The 23919-nt window shown below is 53.0% G+C and carries 22 protein-coding genes; 19 read left to right on the top strand and 3 right to left on the bottom strand.

The genetic code is table 11. The features are described 5' to 3' along the window. Window positions 1-10: 10 nt before the first annotated feature. The 7 genes from BMX58_RS08760 (at window position 11) to BMX58_RS08730 (ending at window position 6503) form a co-directional block, all read left to right on the top strand. Window positions 11-1105: a PIN/TRAM domain-containing protein gene (locus BMX58_RS08760; protein WP_068622820.1), complete on the top strand. Its 1095-nt coding sequence runs from the start codon at window positions 11-13 to the stop codon at window positions 1103-1105. Between the two features lie 48 nt (window positions 1106-1153). Beyond that, complete coding sequence (gene gltX / locus BMX58_RS08755) at window positions 1154-2623, top strand: glutamate--tRNA ligase (RefSeq protein WP_068622819.1); 1470 nt, start codon at window positions 1154-1156, stop codon at window positions 2621-2623. A gap of 77 nt (window positions 2624-2700) precedes the next feature. Then, window positions 2701-3219 (top strand): serine O-acetyltransferase EpsC, encoded by a 519-nt coding sequence (gene epsC / locus BMX58_RS08750; RefSeq protein ID WP_068622818.1) that lies wholly within the window; start codon window positions 2701-2703, stop codon window positions 3217-3219. Window positions 3220-3296: 77 nt separating this feature from the next. After that, a complete protein-coding gene (gene cysS / locus BMX58_RS08745; RefSeq protein WP_068622817.1) occupies window positions 3297-4709 on the top strand; it encodes a cysteine--tRNA ligase in 1413 nt (470 codons plus the stop codon). Beyond that, window positions 4694-5119, top strand: coding sequence for a Mini-ribonuclease 3 (locus BMX58_RS08740; RefSeq protein WP_068622816.1), 426 nt, complete (start codon window positions 4694-4696; stop codon window positions 5117-5119). The genes cysS and BMX58_RS08740 overlap by 16 nt, the downstream gene beginning before the upstream one ends. Then, window positions 5109-5945, top strand: coding sequence for a 23S rRNA (guanosine(2251)-2'-O)-methyltransferase RlmB (gene rlmB / locus BMX58_RS08735; protein ID WP_084253889.1), 837 nt, complete (start codon window positions 5109-5111; stop codon window positions 5943-5945). Before BMX58_RS08740 ends, rlmB begins: the two co-directional genes overlap by 11 nt. 42 nt (window positions 5946-5987) lie before the next feature. Beyond that, complete coding sequence (locus tag BMX58_RS08730) at window positions 5988-6503, top strand: YacP-like NYN domain-containing protein (protein ID WP_068622857.1); 516 nt, start codon at window positions 5988-5990, stop codon at window positions 6501-6503. A gap of 702 nt (window positions 6504-7205) precedes the next feature. Here BMX58_RS08730 and BMX58_RS08720 read toward each other — a convergent pair. Continuing rightward, a complete protein-coding gene (locus BMX58_RS08720) occupies window positions 7206-8441 on the bottom strand; it encodes an AraC family transcriptional regulator (RefSeq protein WP_068622814.1) in 1236 nt (411 codons plus the stop codon). 189 nt (window positions 8442-8630) lie between these two features. Here BMX58_RS08720 and BMX58_RS08715 point away from each other — a divergent pair, with 189 nt between their 5' ends. The 4 genes from BMX58_RS08715 to BMX58_RS08700 all read left to right on the top strand — a co-directional run bounded on the left by BMX58_RS08715 (window position 8631) and on the right by BMX58_RS08700 (window position 13706). Then, a complete protein-coding gene (locus BMX58_RS08715) occupies window positions 8631-10832 on the top strand; it encodes a glycoside hydrolase family 2 protein (RefSeq protein ID WP_068622813.1) in 2202 nt (733 codons plus the stop codon). 13 nt (window positions 10833-10845) lie between these two features. Next, on the top strand, window positions 10846-11175 hold the full coding sequence (locus BMX58_RS08710; RefSeq protein ID WP_068622812.1) for a glycoside hydrolase family 3 protein: 330 nt from the start codon (window positions 10846-10848) through the stop codon (window positions 11173-11175). A 12-nt stretch (window positions 11176-11187) separates the two neighbouring features. Next, window positions 11188-12243 (top strand): family 43 glycosylhydrolase, encoded by a 1056-nt coding sequence (locus tag BMX58_RS08705; protein ID WP_068622811.1) that lies wholly within the window; start codon window positions 11188-11190, stop codon window positions 12241-12243. A 95-nt stretch (window positions 12244-12338) separates the two neighbouring features. Then, a complete protein-coding gene (locus BMX58_RS08700; RefSeq protein ID WP_068622810.1) occupies window positions 12339-13706 on the top strand; it encodes an MFS transporter in 1368 nt (455 codons plus the stop codon). 101 nt (window positions 13707-13807) lie between these two features. On the opposite strand, the gene BMX58_RS08695 is transcribed toward BMX58_RS08700, so the two are convergent. Together BMX58_RS08695 and BMX58_RS08690 are read right to left on the bottom strand one after the other, a co-directional pair. Next, the gene (locus tag BMX58_RS08695; RefSeq protein WP_068622809.1) at window positions 13808-14851 is read right to left on the bottom strand and encodes a sensor histidine kinase; all 1044 of its coding nucleotides are present in this window, start codon (window positions 14849-14851) and stop codon (window positions 13808-13810) included. Next, window positions 14835-15533 (bottom strand): response regulator transcription factor, encoded by a 699-nt coding sequence (locus BMX58_RS08690; RefSeq protein WP_068622808.1) that lies wholly within the window; start codon window positions 15531-15533, stop codon window positions 14835-14837. The genes BMX58_RS08695 and BMX58_RS08690 overlap by 17 nt, the downstream gene beginning before the upstream one ends. Before the next feature lie 145 nt (window positions 15534-15678). Here BMX58_RS08690 and BMX58_RS08685 point away from each other — a divergent pair, with 145 nt between their 5' ends. The 8 genes from BMX58_RS08685 (at window position 15679) to BMX58_RS08645 (ending at window position 23818) form a co-directional block, all read left to right on the top strand. After that, window positions 15679-16503: an SDR family oxidoreductase gene (locus BMX58_RS08685; protein ID WP_068622807.1), complete on the top strand. Its 825-nt coding sequence runs from the start codon at window positions 15679-15681 to the stop codon at window positions 16501-16503. A gap of 34 nt (window positions 16504-16537) precedes the next feature. Further along, entirely contained in the window at window positions 16538-17569 is a 1032-nt protein-coding gene (locus BMX58_RS08680; RefSeq protein ID WP_068622806.1) for an NAD-dependent epimerase/dehydratase family protein, read from the top strand. A gap of 217 nt (window positions 17570-17786) precedes the next feature. Then, window positions 17787-19805: a hypothetical protein gene (locus tag BMX58_RS08675; protein ID WP_084253887.1), complete on the top strand. Its 2019-nt coding sequence runs from the start codon at window positions 17787-17789 to the stop codon at window positions 19803-19805. Window positions 19806-20139: 334 nt separating this feature from the next. Then, window positions 20140-20811 (top strand): response regulator transcription factor, encoded by a 672-nt coding sequence (locus tag BMX58_RS08670; protein ID WP_068622805.1) that lies wholly within the window; start codon window positions 20140-20142, stop codon window positions 20809-20811. After that, complete coding sequence (locus BMX58_RS08665) at window positions 20808-21422, top strand: hypothetical protein (RefSeq protein WP_068622804.1); 615 nt, start codon at window positions 20808-20810, stop codon at window positions 21420-21422. Before BMX58_RS08670 ends, BMX58_RS08665 begins: the two co-directional genes overlap by 4 nt. 216 nt (window positions 21423-21638) lie before the next feature. Further along, window positions 21639-22712, top strand: coding sequence for a HAMP domain-containing sensor histidine kinase (locus BMX58_RS08660; RefSeq protein WP_068622803.1), 1074 nt, complete (start codon window positions 21639-21641; stop codon window positions 22710-22712). Window positions 22713-22746: 34 nt separating this feature from the next. Continuing rightward, window positions 22747-22950 (top strand): hypothetical protein, encoded by a 204-nt coding sequence (locus BMX58_RS08655; RefSeq protein WP_068622802.1) that lies wholly within the window; start codon window positions 22747-22749, stop codon window positions 22948-22950. Window positions 22951-23506: 556 nt separating this feature from the next. Continuing rightward, window positions 23507-23818, top strand: a complete 312-nt coding sequence (locus BMX58_RS08645; protein ID WP_068622800.1) for a YbjQ family protein — start codon at window positions 23507-23509, stop codon at window positions 23816-23818. Window positions 23819-23919 lie beyond the last annotated feature (101 nt).

Below are 23919 nucleotides of genomic sequence, written 5' to 3'. Positions count from 1 at the left end.
AGGGAAGCCTTTGAAACGGAAAATCATTACGGCCGTTTTCCTGTTGGTGGGCGGCAGCGTGGGTATTACAGCACTGCCTTACCTTTGGGAATTAGCGGGCATACAAAATAACCTTTTCAATAATGTTTTTGTTAATTTTGGGGTTGGAGCACTTATATTTTATTTATTATCATTCCTGTTGATGAAATTGATTTTGGACGTCATCCAAAAGATAGAGAATTATTTCAGCACTTTATCGGTCAGCTATATGCTGTTCGGTTCGATCGGAACGATCATCGGGCTGGTCTTGGCCTGGCTGATCGGCATTCCGCTGACGTCCCTGAGGATTCCCGTCCTTAATGATGTGCTGCCGGCGATCCTGTCCTTGATTCTGGCCTATTTCGGCTTCCGCGTCGGGACGACCCGGATCGAAGAATTCCGCAAGCTGTTCGCACCGAAGCCGAAGAAGCAGGAAGAGCCGCAGATGCTGGACCGCAAAGCGGACGACACTTTCCGCAAATACAAGATTCTGGATACGAGCGTCATCATCGACGGCCGGATCTATGATATCGCCAAAACCGGCTTCATCGAAGGCGTCATCGTCATCCCGAACTTCGTTTTGCGCGAACTGCAATACATCGCGGATTCGTCGGACAGCCTGAAGCGCGTCCGAGGCAGACGCGGATTGGATATCCTGAACAAACTCCAAAAAGAAGAGGACATCATCGTCGAGAGCTACGACGGCGAATTCGAAGAAATTCCTGAAGTCGACAGCAAGCTGATCCGTCTGGCGAAGCTGATCGACGGCATCGTCGTCACGAACGACTACAACCTGAACAAAGTCTGCGAATTCCAGAATGTGCCGGTATTGAACATCAACGCCTTGGCCAATGCCGTGAAGCCGGTCGTCATCCCCGGCGAATACATGGTCGTCACCGTCATCAAAGTCGGAACGGAACGCAACCAAGGGGTGGCCTATCTGGACGACGGCACGATGATCGTCGTGGAAGACGGCCAGCATTACATGAACGAGACGATCGAAGTCGTCGTCACGAGCGCTTTGCAGACAGCGGCCGGCCGCATGATTTTTGCGAAGCCTACCCATTCACAAAAAGGCATCAAATAAAGAAGCCAGCACGATACAAACAGCTTTACAGAAAAGGGGATACTTCATATGACAAAGAAAATCCGCGTACGTTATGCACCAAGCCCAACCGGTAACCTGCATATCGGGAACGCCCGTACCGCATTGTTCAACTATCTGTTTGCCCGCCATAACGACGGCGAGTTCATCATCCGCATCGAGGATACGGACCAAAAACGCAATCTCGAGCACGGCGAAGCGAGCCAACTGGAAAACTTGAAATGGCTGGGGATGGACTGGGATGAAGGTCCGGACAAACCCGGCAAAGTCGGCCCGTACCGCCAGTCCGAAAGACAGCACATCTACGATCCGTTGATCGATCAGCTGCTGCTTGCGAACCAAGCCTATAAATGCTACTGCACCGAGGAAGAATTGGAAACGGAACGCGAATATCAGCGTGCCCGTGGCGAAATGCCTCATTATGCCGGCACTTGCTCGCACCTGACGCCTTCCCAGCAAGCGGAAAAAGAGGCACAAGGCATCACGCCGGTCATCCGTTTCCGTGTGCCGATCGAAAACACGTATACGTTCGATGACATTGTTAAAGGGCCGATCACGTTCGAAGCCAGCAGCGTCGGCGGGGACTACATCATCCGCAAACGCGACGGTTTCCCGACCTACAACTTCGCGGTGGCCGTCGACGACCATATGATGGGCATCACCCATGTCCTGCGCGGGGATGACCACATCGCCAACACGCCGAAACAGATGATGATTTATGAAGCGTTCGAATGGAAAGTGCCTGTTTTCGGCCACATGACCTTGATCATCAACAGCGAGACCGGCAAAAAACTGAGCAAACGCGATGAGTCGATCCTGCAGTTCATCGAACAATACAAAGACTTGGGCTACCTGCCGGAAGCGATGTTCAACTTCATCACGCTGCTGGGCTGGTCACCGGTCGGGGAAGACGAAATCTTCTCGCAAGAGGATCTGATCAAGATGTTCGATCCGGAGCGCTTGAGCAAATCGCCTGCCGCCTTCGACCAGAAGAAACTGGAATGGATCAACAACCAGTACATGAAGAGTGCCGACTTGGACACAATTGTTGCTTTGGCTACGCCGCATTTGGTGGCTGCCGGCAAACTGCCGGAAAACCCGACCGAGGCAGACAAAGCCTACGCGAAGAAGCTGATCAGCCTGTATCACGAGCAGATGAGCTATGCCGCTGAGATCGTCGCCCTTTCCGAGCTGTTCTTCACGGATGAGATCAACCTGGACGCGGAAGCGCAGGAAATCCTAGCTGCCGAAACGGCGCCGATCGTGCTTGCTGCATTCAAAGAACAATTGCTTGCCATCGAGCCGTTCGAGGAAGCCGAAATCCTGGGCGCCATCAAGGCCGTCCAAAAAGAAACCAAAATCAAAGGCAAGAACCTTTACATGGCCATCCGTGTCGCCGTCAGCGGCCAAATGCACGGGCCGGAAATCGGCAAGACCATCGAAGTGCTGGGCAGAGAGAAGAGCTTGGCTCACCTGAACAGCGTCCTTGAAAAAATGTAAGGCCACCAAAAAAGGCTAGCAAAAATGAGCTGATTCTATATAATGGATGGATAATCCAAAAAGGAGCATGAGAGGACTTGAATAGATTACGCGAAACGATTCAGACCATAAAAGATCATGATCCGGCTGCCAGGAGTACGTTGGAAGTTGTCCTGACGTACCCCGGGCTGCATGCCATCCTTATATATGACATCGCTCATTTCTTTTATAAGCGAAAATGGTATACATTCAGCCGGGTGCTTTCGCATCTCGGGCGTTTCCTGACCGGCATCGAGATCCATCCGGGCGCGACGATCGGCCGCCGTCTGTTCATCGACCACGGCATGGGCATCGTCATCGGCGAAACAGCCGAGGTCGGCGACGATGTCATGATCTATCATGGCGTGACCTTGGGCGGAACCGGAAAGGACACCGGCAAGCGCCATCCCACCATCGGCAACAACGTGCTGTTGTCCGCCCATGTGCAGGTGCTGGGCCCGATCAAAATCGGCGACAACGCCAAAATCGGCGCCTCCGCTGTCGTCGTCAGCGAAATTCCGCCTGACGTCACGGCTGTCGGCATCCCGGCAAAAATCGTCCGTTACCACAAAAAGTAAAGAAGACAAGACCGAATGATCAGCAAACGAAAAAAGGGCCGCGAGCCCTTTTTTCGAAGCCGGAAAGGAGTTGCAAAATGTTAAAAATCTACAATACGTTGACGCGCGAAAAAGAAGCGTTCCAACCGATCCAAAAAAATAAGGTGGCGATGTATGTCTGCGGACCGACCGTCTACAACTACATCCACATCGGCAACGCGCGCAGCACGGTGGCCTTCGACACCGTCCGCCGCTATCTGGAATACCGCGGCTACGACGTGAACTTCGTCTCCAACTTCACCGACGTCGACGACAAAATCATCCGCGCCGCCAAAGAAATGGGCATTTCCGCCAAAGAAGTCGCCGAAAAGTTCATCGCTGCCTTCTATGAAGACACCGCGGCCCTGCATGTCGAAAAAGCGACGCTGAATCCGCGCGTGATGGAGAACATCCCGGACATCATCGCCTTCATCGAGGAGCTGATCGCAAAAGGTTATGCCTATGCGGCTGACGGCGATGTCTACTACCGCACCGGCAAGTTCAAGGACTACGGCAAACTGAGCGACCAGTCGATCAAGGACCTGATCGTCGGCGCCAGCGAACGCCTGGACGCGGAAGAGAACGTCAAGAAGGAGGACCAGCTCGATTTCGCGCTCTGGAAAGAAGCGAAGCCGGACGAAGTCTCCTGGGAATCGCCTTGGGGTCCGGGACGCCCGGGCTGGCACATCGAATGCTCGGTGATGGCGACCAAATACTTGGGCGACACGATCGATATCCACGGCGGCGGCCACGACCTGACCTTCCCGCACCACGAGAACGAAATCGCGCAGAGCGAAGCCAAAACCGGCAAAACTTTCGCGAACTACTGGATGCACAACGGCTTCGTCACGATCGGCGAGACAGCCGAAAAGATGAGCAAATCGCTCGGCAACTTCGTGACGGTGCATGATATCCTGAAGGAAGTCGATGCGCAGGTGCTGCGATTCTTCCTCGGAACGGCGCATTATCGCCGTCCGCTGAAATACAGCGCGAAAGCCCTCGAAGAAGCCAAAATCAACCTGGAGAAGGTCAAAATCGCCTACCAGAACGCCCAGTACCGTCTGGAGGCCGCCGCTGCGGCATTGCCGGACGATGCCGAGAAGTTGGCTTTGTTCCAAAAGCTGCAGGAACAGTTCATCACCGAAATGGACGACGATTTCCAGGCGGACAACGCCATGTCGGTCGTCTACCAATTCGCGAAGGAGCTGAACATCTACGCGGAAGGCGAAGCCGTTTCCGCAGCGGTCCTCAGCGAAGCTTTGGCTTTGTACAAAGCGATGGCCGGCGTCTTCGGCGTCGTGCTGGGTGAAGAGGCCTTGCTGGATGATGCCATCCAGGCGCTTATCGATGAACGGACGCAAGCCCGAACAGACAAAAATTTTGCCCGCAGCGATGAAATCCGTGATTACCTGAAGGATCAGGGCATCATCCTGGATGACACCGCCCAAGGCACCAGATGGAGAAGAGCCTAGTGACAGAACAGAACTGGAGCTTATTGAACGGCCTCGCCTTGGCCTATGTCGGCGATGCCGCTTATGAGACCTATATCCGCACGCATTTATTAGAAAAAGGGCACACCAAACCGAACCAGCTCCACCGCCGGGCGACTTTCTTCGTTTCCGCAAAGGCGCAAGCCAAGCTGATGCAGGCGCTGCTCGCCAAAGAGGGCTTCCTGAGTGAGGAAGAAACGGATATGTACCGCCGCGGCCGCAACAGCAAAAGCCATACGATCGCCAAAAATGCGGACGTGACGACTTACCGCATCGCGACCGGCTTCGAGTCGCTGATGGGCTACCTGCACCTCTCCGGCCAGAAGGAACGTCTGGAAGAGCTGATCCGTTGGTGTATCCAAGAAGTCGAGGAAAACAACTATGAAAAATAAACCGAACCGCGCGTTCAAGGACACCCGCAATGCCCCAAAAAAGGGCAGACCGGAACCAAGACGCCGCGCTGAAGCAGAAAAAGAAACACCCGAAAACGAAGACTTCGTGATCGGCCGCCATCCGGTATTGGAGCTTTTGCGCTCCGATCGCGACGTCAACAAACTGTTCATCCAGGACGGACTGGGCGGCGAAAAATTAGGCGACATCATCAAGCTGGCGAAGGACCGCAAGATCCAGATCCAAGCGGTGCCGAAAACCAAGCTCGACACGTTGTCCGACAACGCCGTCCACCAGGGTGTCATCGCCGCTACGGCTGCATTCCAGTATGCTGTGCTCGATGACCTGTTCGAAGCGGCCGCCGCCAAGAACGAAGATCCCTTCTTCATCATCCTGGATGGCGTCGAGGATCCGCATAACTTGGGATCTGTGCTGCGTACCGCGGATGCCTGCGGCGCGCATGGGGTCATCATCCCGAAACGCCGCGCAGTCGGCTTGACGGCGACTGTCGCCAAAGCGTCGACAGGCGCCATCGAGCATGTCCCGGTCGTGCGCGTCACGAACTTGCACCGTACCATTGAAGAATTGAAGGAACGCGGTGTCTGGATTTATGCCACCGACATGAAAGGGCAGGATTACCGCCAGTGGGATACGACCTTGCCGCTTGCCATGATCATCGGCAACGAAGGCAAAGGCGTCTCCCGTCTGCTGAAGGAATCCGCGGACGGCCTCTTGACCATCCCGATGGTCGGCCACGTCCAAAGCCTGAACGCCGGCGTCGCCGCCGGACTGATGATGTACGAAGTTTTCCGCAAACGCCACGTTTAAACGGCTGCGTCTGCGTACCAGAAAAAGCGAGGTGAGATCATGCTGAAGAAAGAAATCGTGATCGTGGACGGCTACAATATGATCGGCGCCTGGCCGGAACTGGTCAAGCTGAAGAACCAGGACCTCATCGAAGAGGCCAGGGATCAACTGCTGCAGGCGCTGTCCGATTACCAGAACTACGAAGGCAGCGAAATCTGGTGCGTCTTCGACGCCCAGTTCGTGCCCGGCATCACGAAAGAATACTCCAAATACAAGGTGAAGGTCATCTTCACCGCTCAGGGAGAGACCGCCGACACCTACATCGAAGGCGTCGTCAAAAAGCTGCGCAACGTGCTGACCGAAGTCTACGTCGCCACCAGCGACCTGGCCGAACAGCAGCTCGTCTTCTCGAAAGGCGCCCAGCGCATCTCCGCCCTGGAGCTCTACAAGGACATCAAGCGCTCCAAAAAAGCCTTGGAGGGCGAAAGCAGCCGCTTCCGCGACCAGCGCCAGCGCGGCACCTGGACGGACGAACAGCTGGCGATATTGAAGGATATTTATAAGGATATGCTGGAGTGAAGGCAGCCTGAAAATGTATGCAAAGAAGCGGTCGTCCCATTGCGGGGCGGCCGCTTCTTTTTGGAGAGCGGATTAATGTCCAGAAATAGCCCGCCAAAACTTCGTTGGCGGGGAAAATCAGCCCAAATTACAGTCAGAAAACCCGCTAAAACTGCCTTGGCGGGCAAAAACGTCCGCAGACAACACGAGATTCCCCGTGAAATCCATTTTGGCGGGGAATCTCGACCCGAACGCAAACCCCGGAACATACAATCCCACCATCAAACCGCAAAGAAGCGACAGCTTCCTTGCGGTTTTTTCAGATTTATTTGGCGGAACATCCGATATTTCGGGAAGATTACCGGAACAACGCAGTACTTTTACCACATTTCGCGGCCTTTTTCTCCGCCGAATGCATACACAAGAGCAATTGCTATAGAAGGTAGCTACAAAAACGTAAAATTGGAGCCTGCAAATTTGTAAAGTTAAATGCTGCAAAAACGTAAAGCAGCAATCGTGGAATCCGTCCGCAACTCCGGCGAAAGGCCGCACACCGGAGTTCGTCGGTAATAGTTAGCCTCAACTCCTGCGAAGCCGGCGCCATCGGAGAACGCAAGCAAGAGTGTTGGCTGAACTTCGGCGAAGCCTCCGTTCGCCGTAGAAGAAACCCCCGCCCACAATCTGCAGCGTTTTTTTATCCAATCCTCTTATGGCTGGATGGCTTCAATTCCGGTAGTTTTCCACCCGGTATTCCTTGGGCGTTTGATTGGTCCATTTCTGGAAAACGGCCGAAAAATGACTGCGCGAGCTGAAATGCAGGCGATCGCCGATTTCCTGCACGGAGTATTTGGTGGTGCGCAGAAGCAATTTGGCGTGGTCGATCTTTTTTTGCTGGATGTAGTCATTGAGCGTGCTGCCGGTCTCTTTTTTGTATTTTTTGCTCAAGTAATATTCGGTATAGCCCAACTGCTGGGCAATGTCTCCCAACGAAAATCGGTCCTCGATATGCATTTGAACATAATCATGGATGTTTTGGACTGTGGCGGAATGCAGGGCGGCTTGTTTGAGGTTGTGCACCCGCAAGACAAAATCCTCATACATCTCATGGCTGATGATGCCCAGCTCGGAAACGGACTTCGCGTTCTCGATGCTTTGCACGTAATAGTCGCCGATGGTGTAGGCCATTCCGGATAACAGGCCGCCCTTGATTGCGGCACGGCTGCAGAGGGCGGTAAAGGTGATGACGGATGCTTTGGCTTGGGCCAGTGGGGTCGTTGTCCGGATCTTGACGCCCCGGCTAAGGGTGGCGACGGAACTCAGTGCCTCATGATAGTTCAGATTGCCTTCCTCGATCATGGAGAGCATCCGCTGCTCGGCAGCCCAAACACCGGTGTGGCTCTTGTCGGGATCGAAGGCATCCGCTTCATCAAAGTCAGGATTGATGCTCTCTTTCTCATCAGGACTGACGTACTGCAGATCTGCGGCTGATATTTTCGCTTCTGTCAGGCAATAATGCAGCATAATAGCGTACTGGAAATACAGACCGCGGATGATGATCGGCACTTGGGTGATTTTGTTCAGGATCATCTTGCGCAGGCTCAGGGAAATATTGTGGTAATCCAGCTTGGATTGGAGGCTGTTGATGGCATATTCACTGATGTAGGCTGGCCCGAGCAGGTGGATCCTTTTGACCGCACCGTCCTTCTTCTCGAAGCAAGCGATCCAGATCAGGTCGAATGAATCACTCAGCACGACCGGATAGTGCTGGCCGGAAGCGGCGCTGTATTCCAAAATGGACTGCTTGGCATCGCTGTATTCCAACATTTTATCAAATACATGGCTGTTTTCGCCGTTCGATTGGATGAAGTTCATATCCTGATCATAAGTAGTGAGTTCGATGGCATAGTTGCAGGAAATCAGTTCTGCGAAAAAATTGATTTTTTGCTCAAGTGTATCCATAAACGCTCCTCCTTTGGTGATGTTTGTCTAAATTATATACATAAAGCCGAATGTTTGTACATTGAAAGCGTTCTGATTTTTATGCGATTTTTGTTAAGTCAGCCAATAAATGTTCTTTAAAGCGAATATATGGCTACGCTGATCTCTGGAAGCGTTTTATAATTCAGTCAAAGAGTAGGAGGAAGATAGATGCGACAGATAAAATTATTCAATCAAAATTGGTTCTTCACGAAGGAGAATGAGACAACTGCGGTCGAATTGCCGCATACATGGAATCACCTAGATGGGCAGGATGGTGGGAACGATTATTACCGCGGAGTCTGCCGGTACAGGAAAACATTCGATCGGGGTGTTTTGGATCCCCAAGCTGAAGACATCTACCTGGAATTCCGGGGAGTCAATTCCTCGGCGAGGGTCATCGTCAATGGGAAGTCGGCTGCAGTCCACCACGGCGGCTATTCCACTTTCCGCGTGAACATCACGGAGCTTTTGGAGGACGAGAACGAGTTGATCGTGGAAGTCGACAATCGGAAAAACGATTACGTCTACCCACAGAAAGCGGACTTCACCTTTTATGGAGGCATCTACAGGGACGTGTACCTGATTGCGGTGCCGAAAAGCCATTTCGATCTGGACAGCCATGGCGGGCCGGGCATCATGGTCACGCCGAACCTGAACGAGGCTTTGGACCAAGCGACGGTGCGGGTAGAGGCTGATGTGACCGGCAATGCCGACAGCGTCAGATTCGCGATTGCGGGAGTGGCCGAGGAAGTCGTCGAAGTGAAGCATGGCAAAGCGGAAGCGGCGCTGTTCATCGAGGCTGTGCGCCTTTGGGACGGCGTCAAAGATCCGCATCTGTACCACCTGACCGCTACGTTGCTGAAGGACGGGGAGGAAATCGATCAGGTGGCGACGGCATTCGGATGCAGAAGTTTTCATTTCGATCCGGAGAAAGGCTTTTACTTGAACGGCAACAGTTATCCGCTCCGCGGTGTCGCCCGGCATCAGGATTGGCAGGGGGTCGGCAACGCCATCACGAAAGAGATGCAGGAGACTGATATGGCGCTCATCGCCGAAATGGGCGCGAACACAATCCGCCTGGCCCATTACCAGCACGATCAGTATTTCTATGACCTCTGTGACCAGCACGGGATGATCGTGTGGGCGGAAATCCCCTACATCTCCGAGCACTTACCGAAGGGGCGGGCGAATACGCTCAGCCAGCTGAGCGAACTGATCGTCCAGAACTACAACCATCCTTCCATCATCACTTGGGGGTTGTCGAATGAAATCACCGTTTCCGGCAAGTCGGAGGATCTGGTCGACAATCATCAGGCATTGAATGACTTGGCGCATACGCTGGATGCCACACGTCCGACCACGATGGCGCACGTCATCATGCTGGAGATCGAGGATCCAATTCTGGAGATTCCGGATATCCAGTCCTACAATCTTTACTTCGGCTGGTACTTCGGCAGCCTCGAAGACAACGAAAAATGGTTCGATGATTTCCATAAGCAGCATCCGGAAAAAGCAATCGGACTCGCCGAATACGGAGCGGACGCTTCGATCAAATGGCAGACGCCGACACCGGAACGCGGCGATTACACAGAGCAATTCCAATGCGTGTACCATGAGTATCTGCTGAAGACGATCGAGGAGCGGCCATACATCTGGGCGACGCATGCCTGGAACATGTTCGATTTTGCGGCGGACGGCCGCGAGGAAGGCGGGGAAAAGGGGCTGAACCAGAAAGGCTTGGTCACGTTTGACCGCCAGACGAAAAAGGACGCCTTCTATCTCTACAAAGCCTACCTGTCGGCTGAACCGTTCGTGCACATCACCGGCCGGCGCTACATCGACCGCACAGAAGCGCTGTCCGAAGTCAAAGTCTATTCCAACCAAACAAAAGTCGCTCTGTACAGCAATGGGGAGCTGATCGCGGAAAAGACGGGCCAGCATGTGTTCACTTTCGAAGTGCCGCTTGCCGGAGAACACCGGTTGGAAGCCAGATCGGGAGATTTGGTGGATGCGATCGCAATCCGCAAATCAGCGCAAGCCAATCCGGATTATACGCTGCCGAGCACGGGTATCCATAACTGGTTCGATGAGCCGGGCATGGCCTTTCCCGAAGGCAAATTGTCCATCAAGGAAACTTTGGGGACCATCCGCAAAACGCAGAGCGGAGCGGCACTGGTCAACAGCATCATCGCGCATGCTTCTTCAAAGCGTGGCGATGTGGCGCAAGGCCTGGACCGCAACGAAGCGATGGAGCGTATGATGAACGGGATGACGCTCGAAGAATTGCTTAAGCAAGCCGGGGAGGCCGTTCCGAAAGAAATGATCGTTCAAGTCAACCAGGAACTGAACAAAATCGAAAAAATATCCTAGCCGAAAAGCCAGGATGAAGGAGAGATACAATAAAGTCAACGGGGTCTACAGCACCAACAACCACGATCTGCTTGTGAAAGTGCTGCGGAACGAATGGGGTTATGAAGGACTGGTCATGAGCGATTGGGAGTCCATCCACGAAGAAAAAGGGGATATCCTCAAAGCCCACTTTGCCCAATGCGACCTGGTGACGCCCGGGACGCCGCAGCAAGTGCAGGACCTGATCGCGGGGGTAGCCGCTCGACAAGTGGACCTTGAAGACCTGAAACGCAGCGCAGCAAGAATATTGGGATTAATCGCAAAAAACACTGCCCTGACATTCGAACCGCTGGCAGTAAAATAACAGGAGGGACTTATGTATACAGCAATCAGACCCGGCCAAGAATGGCTGGACACAAACGGAAAACGCATCGAAGCGCATGGAGGCAAGCTTTTCTTCGAAGGCGGCACCTTCTATTGGTACGGAGAAAACAAGGAGAAGACGGACGGCAAGAACAGCATCTGGACTTACGGCATCCGCGCCTATTCTTCGCAGGACCTGTATAACTGGCAGGATGAAGGACTGATCATCCCACCGAACCTCGAGGATGAACAATCCAACTTGCATCCGAATCAGCGTGTGGACCGCCCGCATATCCTTTATAATGAAGAGACCGGAAAATACGTCTGCTGGATCAAAATCAGCGGAGACGCGGCCTGTTTCGTGATCCTGACGGCGGATCGCCTCTTGGGTCCGTACGAAGTCATCAAAGAAAACTACCGTCCGTTCGGCAAAAAAGTCGGGGACTTCGACTTGGCTGTGGATGAAGAGACGAAGCAGGCCCATCTCCATTTCGAGTCGGACCACAAGAATATGACTTCCACGGAACTGACCGCGGACTACTTGGATGTCAAGGCGGATTATGTGACAAACTTCGACGGGATGATCCCGCCATTCATCAGGGAGGCACCGGCTTATGTGAAACGCAACGGCCGCCATTACCTGTTGACGAGCGGGTTGACGAACTATGTGCCGAACCCGTCCGAGGCGGCGATTGCCGCGCATCATTTGGGACCATACAAGGTGATGGGGAACCTGCATCCGGAAGATGAAAGCCGTTCCTCCTACAACAGCCAGATTTCCGGCATCTTCAAGCACCCAGAGAAAGATCTGTACATTGCCTTGGCCGACCGTTGGGTACCCGATTACGTGATGACGGCGGAAAGGTACGATATCCTGTCAAGAGTAATCGCAGCACGATTCGACGAGCGCTACACGACGACCGATGAAGAGAAGAAACAACTGATGGGTTCGCCGATCTTGGGGAATGTGGACACATCGAAAGCCAACTACGTTTGGTTGCCTATCGAATGGGAAGGCGATCGCCCGATCATCCGTTGGCACGAGGAATGGCGCATAGAGGACTATTAATAACAGATCCGTGCATACTGGTGTTGCGAACAAGAGCAATGCCGGTGTGTATGTAACAAAAATTGAAAACGCAAACATAAAAGGAGATGCAAAAAATGGCTGAAAAAGTTGAATTGGTAGAGGAAATGGCGGAGGCAACAAAGCCGAAAAAAGAGCGTTTGCCGGTAGGAAAATTTCTGGCCTGGAAAAGCCGGGATATTTCGTTGGCCGCGAGTTTCACAGTCGTAGGATATTTGACGTTCTTCGCGACAAACACATTGGGCATGAATGCAGGTTTGGTAGGGAGCTTGCTGTTTGCGAGCAAACTGGTGGATGTCGTAGTGGATTTGTTCCTGGGCTATCTGGTCGATAAAAGTCCGATCACCCGTTTCGGGAAAGCGAGACCGTATGAATTAGCTATTATTGGGGTTTGGCTAGGCACTCTGTTCATGTTTTCGGCACCGGCAAGCCTGGGGATGGTTGCAAAATCCATCTGGATCTTCACCTCGTACACATTGGTGCACACGGTCTTTACTTCTCTGTTGAACTCAAATCAAACGCCTTACATCATCCGCGCGTTCGGCACACGGCAGATGGTGGGGAAAGTCTCTTCCTACGGCGGCATCATCTCGACGCTCGGGGCCATGGTCGTTACAATCACGTTCCCGAAATTGATGGCCAGCATGGCCACGAGTCCCGCAGGCTGGCGAAATCTGGTGGCACTGTATGCCATCCCGTTGGTCATCATCGGCCTGATGCGCTTCTTCTTTGTGAAGGAAAACCTGGAAGGTCTGGAGTCCGGAAATGAAAAGCCGCTCGAAATCAAAACAATCGTCGAGATGCTGAAGAAGAACAAATTTGCTTGGGTATACGGTTTTATTCTTGCTCCGATCCAAATGATCACAACGTTGAACGTGGGTGCTTTCTACTTTACCGAAATCGTAGGGGATATCGGAAAGCTCGGCACTTTGCAGGCAATAAATATCCTTATGCTTCTGGTTATGTTCTCGTTCCCGAAACTGATGAACAAGATCTCCGTTTCCGGTGTGGTGGCTTTGGGAACCATTGTCGGAATGGTGGGGTATTTCCTGAACTTCTTTGCTGGAGACAATATGATCATGCTGGCCATCGCTTTCCTTTTCACAGGTTTTTCCTTACTGCCGGTCAGTTACTTGCAAGCTGTTATGGTAATGAATTTGGCTTCCTATAACGAGTCCGTAAAGTTGCCGCGGATGGAAGCGACAGCGAATTCATTGGGTATGTTGTTCGGAAATATCGGTATGGGTCTGGGATCTGCTCTGCTCGGGATACTTTTGAGCACATCAGGTTATGATGGGGCAGCTGCCGTACAGCCGGATAGCGCGCTGCTTATGATCCGCTTATTGTACAGTTTCATTCCGATGGTGTTGCTGGCGATCACGTTCTTTGCCTCACGATACTTCAGCAAACTGGACAAAATCGTCATTGGCTTGGAAGAAAAATAATGAATTGAACAGAATACTGCTGCCGAGGGGATCTTATCCTGTCCCTCGGCAGCAGTTTTTTTGCAGCCGGAATATCAGGTGCCGGCAAAGTTTATTTTTCCTCAGGCTTCGGGAAAATCAGGCAAATAAACCGTAAACGTGCTCCCGCTATCCTGCTCGCTTTCGACGGTTATCTGGCCCTTCGCCAGGGAGACGATGCGGCTGACGATCGCCAGACCGAGCCCCAAGCCCCGGCCGTTGTCGTTCGGGTTGCTCTGGTAGTATTTGTTGAAGATGTTGGCGATCTCTTCGGAGCGCATCCCGATGCCGGAATCCTGGAACGTCACCGCAATTCGGCCGTTTTCCTTTTTGCCGGAAATGGTGATCGTGCCGCCGTTGGGTGTGTAGGTGATGGCATTGTTCAGCAGGTTGATCCAGACGTGCTGCATCAGTTCCGCATTTCCGAAATAAGTCAGGTCCGGCAGCTCCAGCTCCACCTGCAGATTCTTCGCTGTCCACTGCGGGGACAGCAGGATGGCGACCTGCTTCAGCTGCTCATCCAGAGAGTAACGCTTCCTGTCTGGCAGAATCTGTTGCGATTCCAGCGAGGACAGCAGCAGGGAATCGGTGGATAAGGCGGCGAGCCGCTTCGATTCCGCCAGGATGATTTCGAGATACTGGCGCTCCTCTTCCGGGCTGCTGTCGCCCCTCAGGATCAGGTCGGCGAAACCGTTGATTGAGGCGATCGGTGTTTTGAACTCATGCGAAAATTTGTTGACGAATTCGTTCCGCAGCATTTCGACGCCGGCAAGTTCCTCCGTCATCTTGTTGAAATCCTTGAAAATCGATTGGAAAGGTCCCTTGGTTGCTTCCAATCGGTAGCGGTAATTTCCCGACGAAACTTCTTTGATGGCATTCATCAACTTGCTGGTGTTCTCGTTCATCCTTTTGGAAAAGAAGTAAAAAAGGACACCCGTCACAACCGCCATCGGGAAAAACATGCCGATCCCGATGATCGAATCAATCGGTTCCGCCGGGGAAGTGATCAGGTTGTAGAAAACCACAACCAGTAAGGAAACCATCACCGAAGCCACCACGATGATGAGCGCCTGCATGATCAGCCAGTGCGCCAGCGGATCCTTGTGCTTATTATGCCTGCGTGCCATGATTGCCCGCCTCCTCCGTGATGACCGCCTTGTACCCCAAACCCTTCACTGTGAGCAGCTGGAACACCTCGAACGGTTTGCATTTGTTGCGCAGGCGATTCATGTGCGTTTTGATCGTATCCTCGCTGCTCTCCGAATCATAGCCCCAAATTTCATCCAGCAACTGATTGCGGGTGAAAATCTGTCCGGGATAGGAGAGCAATTTGAACAGCAGCTCGAACTCCTTCTTCGGCAGCGAAACAACGGTCTCACTGTCCGAAAGCGTATAGGTTGCGGAATCGACCGTCACATCGCCGATCCGGATCTTCTGTTCCGCCGATATGTGCGCCCGCCGCAGAAGGGCCTCAATGCGCAAAAGCAGTTCCTCGTAGATGACCGGCTTCGTCAAATAATCATCCGCCCCGGTCTTGAAGCCTTCCCTTTTGTCCGTGATCGTCTGTTTCGCCGTCAGCAACAACACCGGAAACCCAAAGCCGTCCCGGCGCAGTTCCCGCAGCAGTTCGATGCCGTCCATCTTCGGCATCATGATGTCGGCGATCAGCAGATCGATGTGCTGCGACTCGATGATCGCCAGCGCCTCTTCGCCATTGTCCGCCGTCAGCACCGTATAGTAAGGTTTCAGTTGCGCCCGTATCAACAATTGGAGATTTTTTTCATCCTCCGCCACCAAAATCGTTGCCATATCCGTTCCTCCTTGTTCGCTCTTGTTTCGTTCATTATATGCGCGCCAGGTAAATCCAGTGTAACAAATCCCGAAAAAAATAGAAGAGTTTACGTTGCTGTTACATGGAAATTATAAACTGAAGCCATCAAAAGGAGATGCTCACATGGAAAAAGTATATGTCATCACGGGCGGCGGCAGCGGAATGGGCTTGGCGACCGCGAAAATACTCGGGGACTACGGAAATGTGGTTCTTGTCGGAAGAAATGAGAAAAAATTGCTGCAAGCGAAAAAAGAGCTGGAATTCTATGACAGCAATGTCGCCACCTTCGCCTGCGACATTTCGGATCGGCAGTCGGTCGAGGCGCTGGCGGATTTCGCCACCGGTCTCGGTAAGGTGCAGGGTGTCCTGCATGCGGCCGGCATGTCGCCGCATATGGGCGAGGCCGAAACGATCATGGCCGCCAATGCGCTGGGGACGCTGCATATCCACAATGCCTTCAGGGATGTCCTTGAAGAGGGCGGATGTCTCATCGACGTCTCCTCGATGTCGGCCTATCTGACGCCGCGGATCGTTATGCCGACGCGTTTCTACAGGCTGGCGCTGGAAAACGAAGCCTTGTTCACGAAAAAAATGATGCGCTGGCTGCAGCTATTCCCGAAAAAGGTCAGGAGCGGCGTGGCGTACGGCATATCCAAGCATTTCGTCATCTGGCTGGCCAAACAGGATGCCTCCCGCTTCGGGGAAAGGGGCATTCGGGTCCTTTCGGTGACGCCAGGGAACTTCGAAACGCCGATGGGCCAACTGGAGGCGGAGGAAGCACAGACGTACATCCAATACAATGCCATCAAACGGCCCGGCAAAGTGGAAGAGATCGCGCAACTGTTCGCGGCCTGCCTGGACGAGCGGATGGGCTACCTGACCGGCACCGACATCGTCTGCGACGGCGGCTGCATCGCCTCCGGAGTCGGACCCTTCACAAGAAAATAAGCAAACAAGAAAATAGGAAAAGGTGGAAAAGAAAATGAAGAAGAAACTGTTTTTATTGACCGGTGCTGCAGGCCTTTTGGGGAGCAACATCTCCAGACAACTGATCGAACAAGGGGAGGACGTCCGTGCATTGGTCTTGGAGGGGGATCCCGCCTTGGGGCATGTGCCTTCGGAAGTGACTGTCGTCCTCGGCGACATCACGGTCGAAGCCGATCTGGACCGCTTCTTTGATGTGGGCGATCGGGATATCTACGTCATCCACAGCGCCAGCATCGTCACCGTCAGCGGCGACTACAATCCGAACGTGCACGAAGTCAATGTCAATGGGACGAGGAATATGCTGAAGCAGGCGTTCGCGAAGAAAGTCAAAAAGTTTGTCTACATCAGTTCGACCAGCGCCATCCCTGAATTGCCGAACGGCCAGCAGATCAAGGAAGTAAACAGCTTTTCGCCGCAGGGCATCATCGGTTTCTACGGCCAAACCAAAGCCGAAGCCAGCCAGCTGGTCATGGATGCGGTGGAACAGGGCCTGGACGCTTCGATCGTCTTCCCGTCCGGCATCTGCGGGCCGAACGACTTTGCCTACGGTCCCGTCAGCACTTTCGTGATTGACTACGCGGCGGGCGAAATGAAGGCCGGCATCGAAGGCTCCTTCAACGCCGTGGATGTCCGCGATCTGGCAGCCGGCTGCATCGCCTGCGCACGCAAAGGGGGCAAAGGCGAAACCTACATCATGAGCAACGAACTCGTCTCGATGCGGGAGATGTTCGACCTGCTTTCCGAATTGAGCGGCGCCAAGAACGTCAAGACAATCTTGCCGGCGCCTCTGGCCAGAATACTGGGCAAAACTTCCGATATCGTCGGCCGTCTGACCAAGAGCCAGCCGCGCCTGACTTCCTTCGCCGTGTACAACATGCTGCGCAACAACAATTTTTCCTCCGAAAAAGCGAAGCGTGAACTCGGCTACAAAGTCCGGCCTTTCCGCGACACGATGCGCGACGAAATCCTCTGGCTGCAGGCCGAAGGGAAGATCGCGACCAGTGATTTGGCCGCGGCAAAACCTTAAACAGCGGATTATCATCCAAACTCCAGGCGGAGCATATGCATGTTCCGCCTTTTAAACAAGGAGTAAGCAAAAATCACACATCGGTTCCGGCCTGCTTCCGATATTGTTGTCGAAAATGTATCCGTAAAAGCGAAAATATGGCTCCCTAAAAAAAGAAAACGCTTTAAAATGGAGGGTGAGCATTGCATATTTGACAGCAGGAAAGCAGGGAATAACCATGATGAAATCAGAAAAATATCTTCCAAAAAATGACCGCAATTACAGCAATCCCTACATAGACAAGGAGGAGTGGCGTGAGGCACCGATCCGCCACAAATACATCCACGGCGGCTTCCATGGGACGACCGTAAAGTTTGCCCTCTATTTTCCGGATAAGGAAACGTACAAACATCGCTTTTTTCAGCGGTTGGCACCAGTTCAAGGGAATGAAAATGCTGCCCAATACTCCGAAAAAGGTGATGAAATCATCTTTGCGATTTCGGCGGGGGCCTATTTTGTCGAGTCCAATATGGGCGGGTTCTCTCCTGACCCGAGTCTGATCTGGCAGTCCAGTGCCCAAGTTGCCGAGTATTCGCGCATCGTGGCGGAACGTTTGTACGGCAAACAGCGCACTTACGGCTATGTTTACGGGGGCAGTGGCGGGTCCTACAAGACACTTGGCTGCATTACGAACACAGAGGGTGTCTGGGACGGTGCCGTTCCGATTGTTTCCGGATCGAATGCCGCGATGCCGAACAATTTCACGGTGCGGGTGCATGCGAAGCGGGTATTGGAAAGCAAATTGCCGTCCATCATTGATGCCATCGAGCCAGGCAGCACGCATGCTATGGAAGAGGGCCTGACCGAAGAGGAGAAAGCCGCATTGAACGAACTGATCCAGATGGGCTTTCCGCCCAAAACGATTTTCGCGATGGATCTGATCGGAGCCGGTGCCCTGCCTGTGTTGTCGCCGGCCATCGGGATGATGGATCCTTCCTATTATGCCGATTTCTGGAACAAGCCCGGCTATTTGGGTTACGACAAGGAGGGGTCGGCGTATAAGGCGAGAGCCCAATTCCCGACAAAAATAAAGGCCGTTCATTTTCCGTCTGTCGGTCAATCGGCAAAAACGGATTCCTTCTCGGGAATCGATGATGCCTGGAAATCCTTGCTGCAAGATTTGGGGCATAATGATCATCTTCAGTTGGAAGCTTATCCGGAAGCACCCGCTTATATCGGCGCGGGAGCCATCCTCAAAGTCCATTCCGGAGCCGCTGAAGGGGCAATCATTCCGATCGGCTCCTTCAAGAACGGCATCCTTTCGGTAGGGGCCAGCATGGACCAGCCGGCCCTGTTGGAAACCTTGGCTAAACTGTCGATCGGGGATGATATTGTTCTGGAAAACGCCGATTACTTGGCCAGTCAGACGTATCACCGGCATAATTTGCCGCCTTTTGAGGACGGCCATACGCCCTGGAATGAACTATTCCGGGATCAGGAGGGCCAGCCGATCTATCCGCAGCGCAACCTGCCTTTCTCCGTAACGGATGGATTGATGAGAGGCAGCGGCGGTGTCGCTGACCCGGGGCATTTTTCCTGTAAAACGATCATGGTGGGATGCCTGATGGATGAGAGTGCGTTCCCGTGGCAGCAGGACTGGAACAGGAAAAAAATCGAAAGCAAGCAGGCTGAGGACAGCAACCGCCTGTGGTACGTGGAAAACGCGATGCATGGCGATGCCGAAAACGAGTACGATAACCTGCACGTCGTTCCTTATATGGAAGTGGTCAACCAAGCGTTGCTGGATTTGAGCGATTGGGTGGAAAGAGGCACTGCACCTGCCGAAAGTTTCCGCTACACGATCGAGAAAGGGCAAGTCGTGTTTCCGGAGCGGGGCAACGACCGCAAAGGCCTTCAGCCGAGCGTCCATTTGGCAGCGGACGGCGGACAGCGCGCCGAGGTCAAAGTCGATCAACCGGTCCGCTTGGTTGGGGAAATCGAATTGCCTGAGGGAACAGGAGAGCTTCTTTCCGCCGCCTTCGATCTGGATCGGTCCGGTGCATTCAGCACCTTGGCGGAATTGACGTTCCTGAACGATGCCAAAACCCGGGCAAGGGTGGAAATCGCGCATGCTTATCCGGAAAGCGGAACCTACTTCCCGGTGCTGTTGGTGGAATCCGGAAGAGAGGGTGAGCGGACCAACACGTTGGCACGGATCAAGAACTTGGCCCGCGTGCGCGTGGTTGTTTCGGAATAAAAATAGGAGAAAAACGCAGGAAGCGGCCGTCCCGTTTGGGGGACAGCCGTTTTTTTTCGCATGCATCCGAGTGCCCCGGCATCCTGGTGGGCCCTGAACTCCGGGGAAGCCAGTCTCCCCGGAGTTCAGGCGTCCGAGCATTTCCGCTTCTCCGGTGAGCCGGTATTCACAGGCGTTGGTCTTCCCGGCAGCAGCACCTGCTCCGGCCAACCGGTCTTTTGCCGGAGGTCCGGCCCCCCTATTCTTTTTTCCAACAAAAACGACAGTACCCCTTTTTGTTTACGTTGCCGTTACGTGGACATTATATAGTTAGTCCATCGAAGGGAGGGAAACGATGACGAAACTACTAGTGGTGGAAGACGACCTGAAGCTGAACCAGATCGTCTGCAGCTACCTTACCGATTACGGCTTCACGGTGAAGGGGTGTCTGAACCCGAACGAAGCCTACGTCCTGCTTTACGGGGAACACTACGATCTGGTGATTTCCGATATCATGATGCCCTTTGTGGATGGCTTCGAGTTCGCCAAAACGGTCCGGTCCTTGAACAAAACAATCCCGATCCTGTTCGTGTCGGCCCGCGATGACATCATCTCGAAGCAAAAAGGTTTCCGGATCGGCATCGATGACTATATGGTGAAGCCGGTCGACCTGAACGAACTGATCCTGCGCGTGGAGGCCTTGCTGCGGCGGGCGAATATCCTCGGTGAACGGAAAGTCGTGGTCGGAGGACTTGTGCTGGATGCCGATACCCAGACAGCGACGGTGGACGAAGAAAAAATCCCGCTGACCGGCCGCGAGTTCGCCATCCTCTTCAAATTGCTGTCCTATCCCCAAAAGACCTTTTCCCGCGCCCAGCTGATGGACGAGTTTTGGGGACTGGAAAGCAAGACAAGCCTGCAGGCAGTGGACGTCTACATCATGAAGTTGCGGGAAAAATTTTCGCAGCAGGACGATTTCGAGATCGCCACCGTCCACGGCATCGGCTACAAGGCCGTTCTCAAATGAGCGCAAATCAGGTTTCAAAAGGTCACCCGCCAGAAAAGAATCGGCAATTCGTGTACGCGCATTTGAGCCTTGCAAAAGATGTCCTGCTTGTCGTCGCGAAGGCGGTCTGGAGCCTGATTTATGTATCGGTCTTCATGCTGGCGAATGTTCTGTACAGCGCTGGGATGGGGCTTGCCCGCTTGATCGCCATCAGGATGCACAATCAGGAACCGGCAGCCCAAAGCAAAAGCTATCGGCTGATCGGAACGATCATCGCAGTTGCCAGCGGCTGCTATATCCTCTATTCCGTGCGCCTTTTCTTTGGCGGAACGACGGGGACGTACCCGTTGCACATTGCCGTGCTGATTGCGCTGTATACGTTCATCCTGTTCGGGATCCATGTGCGCGGCGCCGTCCGCTTGCGCAACAGCCCTTCACTGGAGGCGAAGGCCTTGCGTGCCATCAGCTTGTCATCGACGCTGCTCTGCTTTTCGCTCACGCAAACGGCCCTCATGTCTGCCGCAAACGAAAGCAACATCGCATTCGCCAGCGCCCTTTCAGGGGTCTTCTATGGAGCATTGGCGTGCCTCCTTGGTTTGCGAATCATCAAAGACAGCTTTACGTATAATTGAAGAAAGTAAAAAATGCTGAAGACAACGAAAGGATGTGATCGCATGGATCCGAAAGTATTGCTTGTATTAGTGGCAGCCGCAGCAGTCGGCGTAGGCGCATTCGTCAAGAAACGCAAAAACTAAAAGCAGTAGCAACTTCAGAACCCTTTGCCCCGGACTTCCCATCAGTCCAGCGGAGGGTTTCTTTTTATTCACACGAACGGAAGGGGAAACAGAATGAGAAAGCAAAAGGAAGACAGCCGCATCGATCCGCGGGTGAAACGGAAACTCAGCTATTGGTACGGATTTCTGATCATTTTTTGGGTGCTGATGGCTTTAGCGGTCGCACAGGCCTTCATCTACAATTCCTACGTCGGCATCGACCACATGCCGCTTTTCTATGTGCTGTCGATGGTGGGCTTTTGGGCCATCGTCACGCTGGTCATCATCAGCATCATCTTTTACCAAAAAAAATATTACTTCGACAAGCCGATGAAGGCCATGAGCCAGGCCGCCAAGACCGTCGCGGAAGGGGATTTCAGCGTCTGCATCGAGCCTTACCACAAGCCGGAAAAGTACGACTACATCGATGTCATGTTCGAGGATTTCAACAAAATGGTGGAGGAACTCGGCAGCATCCAGACGCTGAAGAACGACATCGTCGGCAACGTGTCGCATGAGATGAAAACCCCGCTTTCGGTGATCCAAAGCTATGCAACTGCCCTCCAGAAAGCCGACCTGTCGCCCGTGTATGCCCAGGACTACATCGATACGATCGTCGAAGCCTCCAAAAAGCTGGATTCCCTCATCACAAACGTCCTCCAGCTGAACAAACTCGAGAACCAGGAAATCATCCTGGACATCGAAAAACTGGATTTCTCGAGACAACTGGCAGAAGCCATCCTGAAGCACGAGCTCCTGATCGAAGAGAAGAACCTCAAACTGGACATCGATCTCGAAGAAAATGTCTTCATCGCCTCCAACAGCGGCATGCTCGATATCGTCTGGAACAACATCCTGTCGAACGCGATCAAATTCACCGACCCGAACGGAAAAATCACGATCACCCAAACGTCCGACGCCAAGAAAGTCTATGTGCAGATCAGCGACACCGGCTGCGGCATGTCCCAAAGAACACTGTCCAACCTCTTCGACAAATTCTATCAAGGCGATCCATCCCGCGCCTCCGAAGGCAACGGCCTCGGTATGGCCTTGGTCCTGCGCGTCGTCAACCTGCTGAAAGGCTCCATCACCGTCGAAAGCACCCTCGGCCGCGGCACCAAGATGAAAGTCGAGCTGCCGCGCGGGTAGAAGCGCAGCGAACGATCGGATCCGGTGGGGCAAATTGTCGAATATTTCCCAACATTCGACAATTTCGCCTCCTGCAGCCGTCAAACAATCGAATGTCCTCTCAGCATTCGACAATTTCGGCCGACCGACATCCAGGCAAAAGGGCGACAGCACCAATAAAATCAGAAACAACCGCAAAGAAGCGGCCGTCCCGGCAATGGGCGGCCGCTTCTTTGCGTGGAGCGCGATAAAAACGTAAAAATCGCGGTCCCGGAATCCGTCCGCAACTCCGGCGAAAGGCCGCACACCGGAGTTCGTCGGTAATAGGTAGCCTCAACTCCTGCGAAGCCGGCGCCATCGGAGAACGCGAGCAAGAATGTTGGCTGAACTCCGGCGAAGCCTCCGTTCGCCGGAGGAGAACAGTGCAGATTTCGATTGCTTTGACAAGTATCGAAATCAGAATGTTGCATGCAGCATTACAGGAGCTGCCGACGATACTCTTTGACGGAAGCGGTATATGTTGGATATGCTCGCTTTGGATAAGGTATACTGTACAGAGAATGTAATAATTTTTTGAAGATGCAGAAAGTGGGTAATGCTATTGAAAAAACAAACGAAAAAAATGATAGCACCAATAGTGATTACATTTTTGGTCATTTCCTATTTTATCTTCTACCTCTGGCTGGGACTCGCTGACTCTGGTGAGCTCCCTATACTTGTGAGAATACTGTTGATTGTTATCCCAATCGGATTAATCGTGCTGATGGTGTACCTGTTAATCGAAAGAATGAAGGAAATCAAGGAGGATGATGACGATGATCTTAGTCAATACTGATTACATAACCGGAAAAGAATTGGAAATGTTAGGGCTAGTCAAGGGGAGTACGATTCAGTCCAAAAACTTAGGGCGCGATATTTCACAAGGGCTTAAAACGCTGATCGGTGGGGAGCTCAAAGCCTATAACGAAATGATGAATGAAGCCAGGGCTATAGCAACAAAGCGGATGGTGGACGAAGCGACTGCTTTAGGGGCGGATGCGGTTGTAAACATTCGGTATGCTTCCTCTGCAATCATGCAAGGCGCAGCTGAAGTGATCGCATATGGAACCGCCGTTAAATTTAATTGAACTACTCCCACCTATGCTTATGCTTAGAGGTGGGAGATTCCTAAAAACTCCGACCTATCGGTCAGATTCTCGTTAGGCTAACCCCGTGGCCCCCACGGTTC

Source organism: Trichococcus ilyis (genome assembly GCF_900109135.1).
Classification (GTDB): domain Bacteria; phylum Bacillota; class Bacilli; order Lactobacillales; family Aerococcaceae; genus Trichococcus; species Trichococcus ilyis.
Note: the sequence above shows the minus strand (reverse complement) of the source record. Positions and strands in the feature narration are given on the sequence as shown.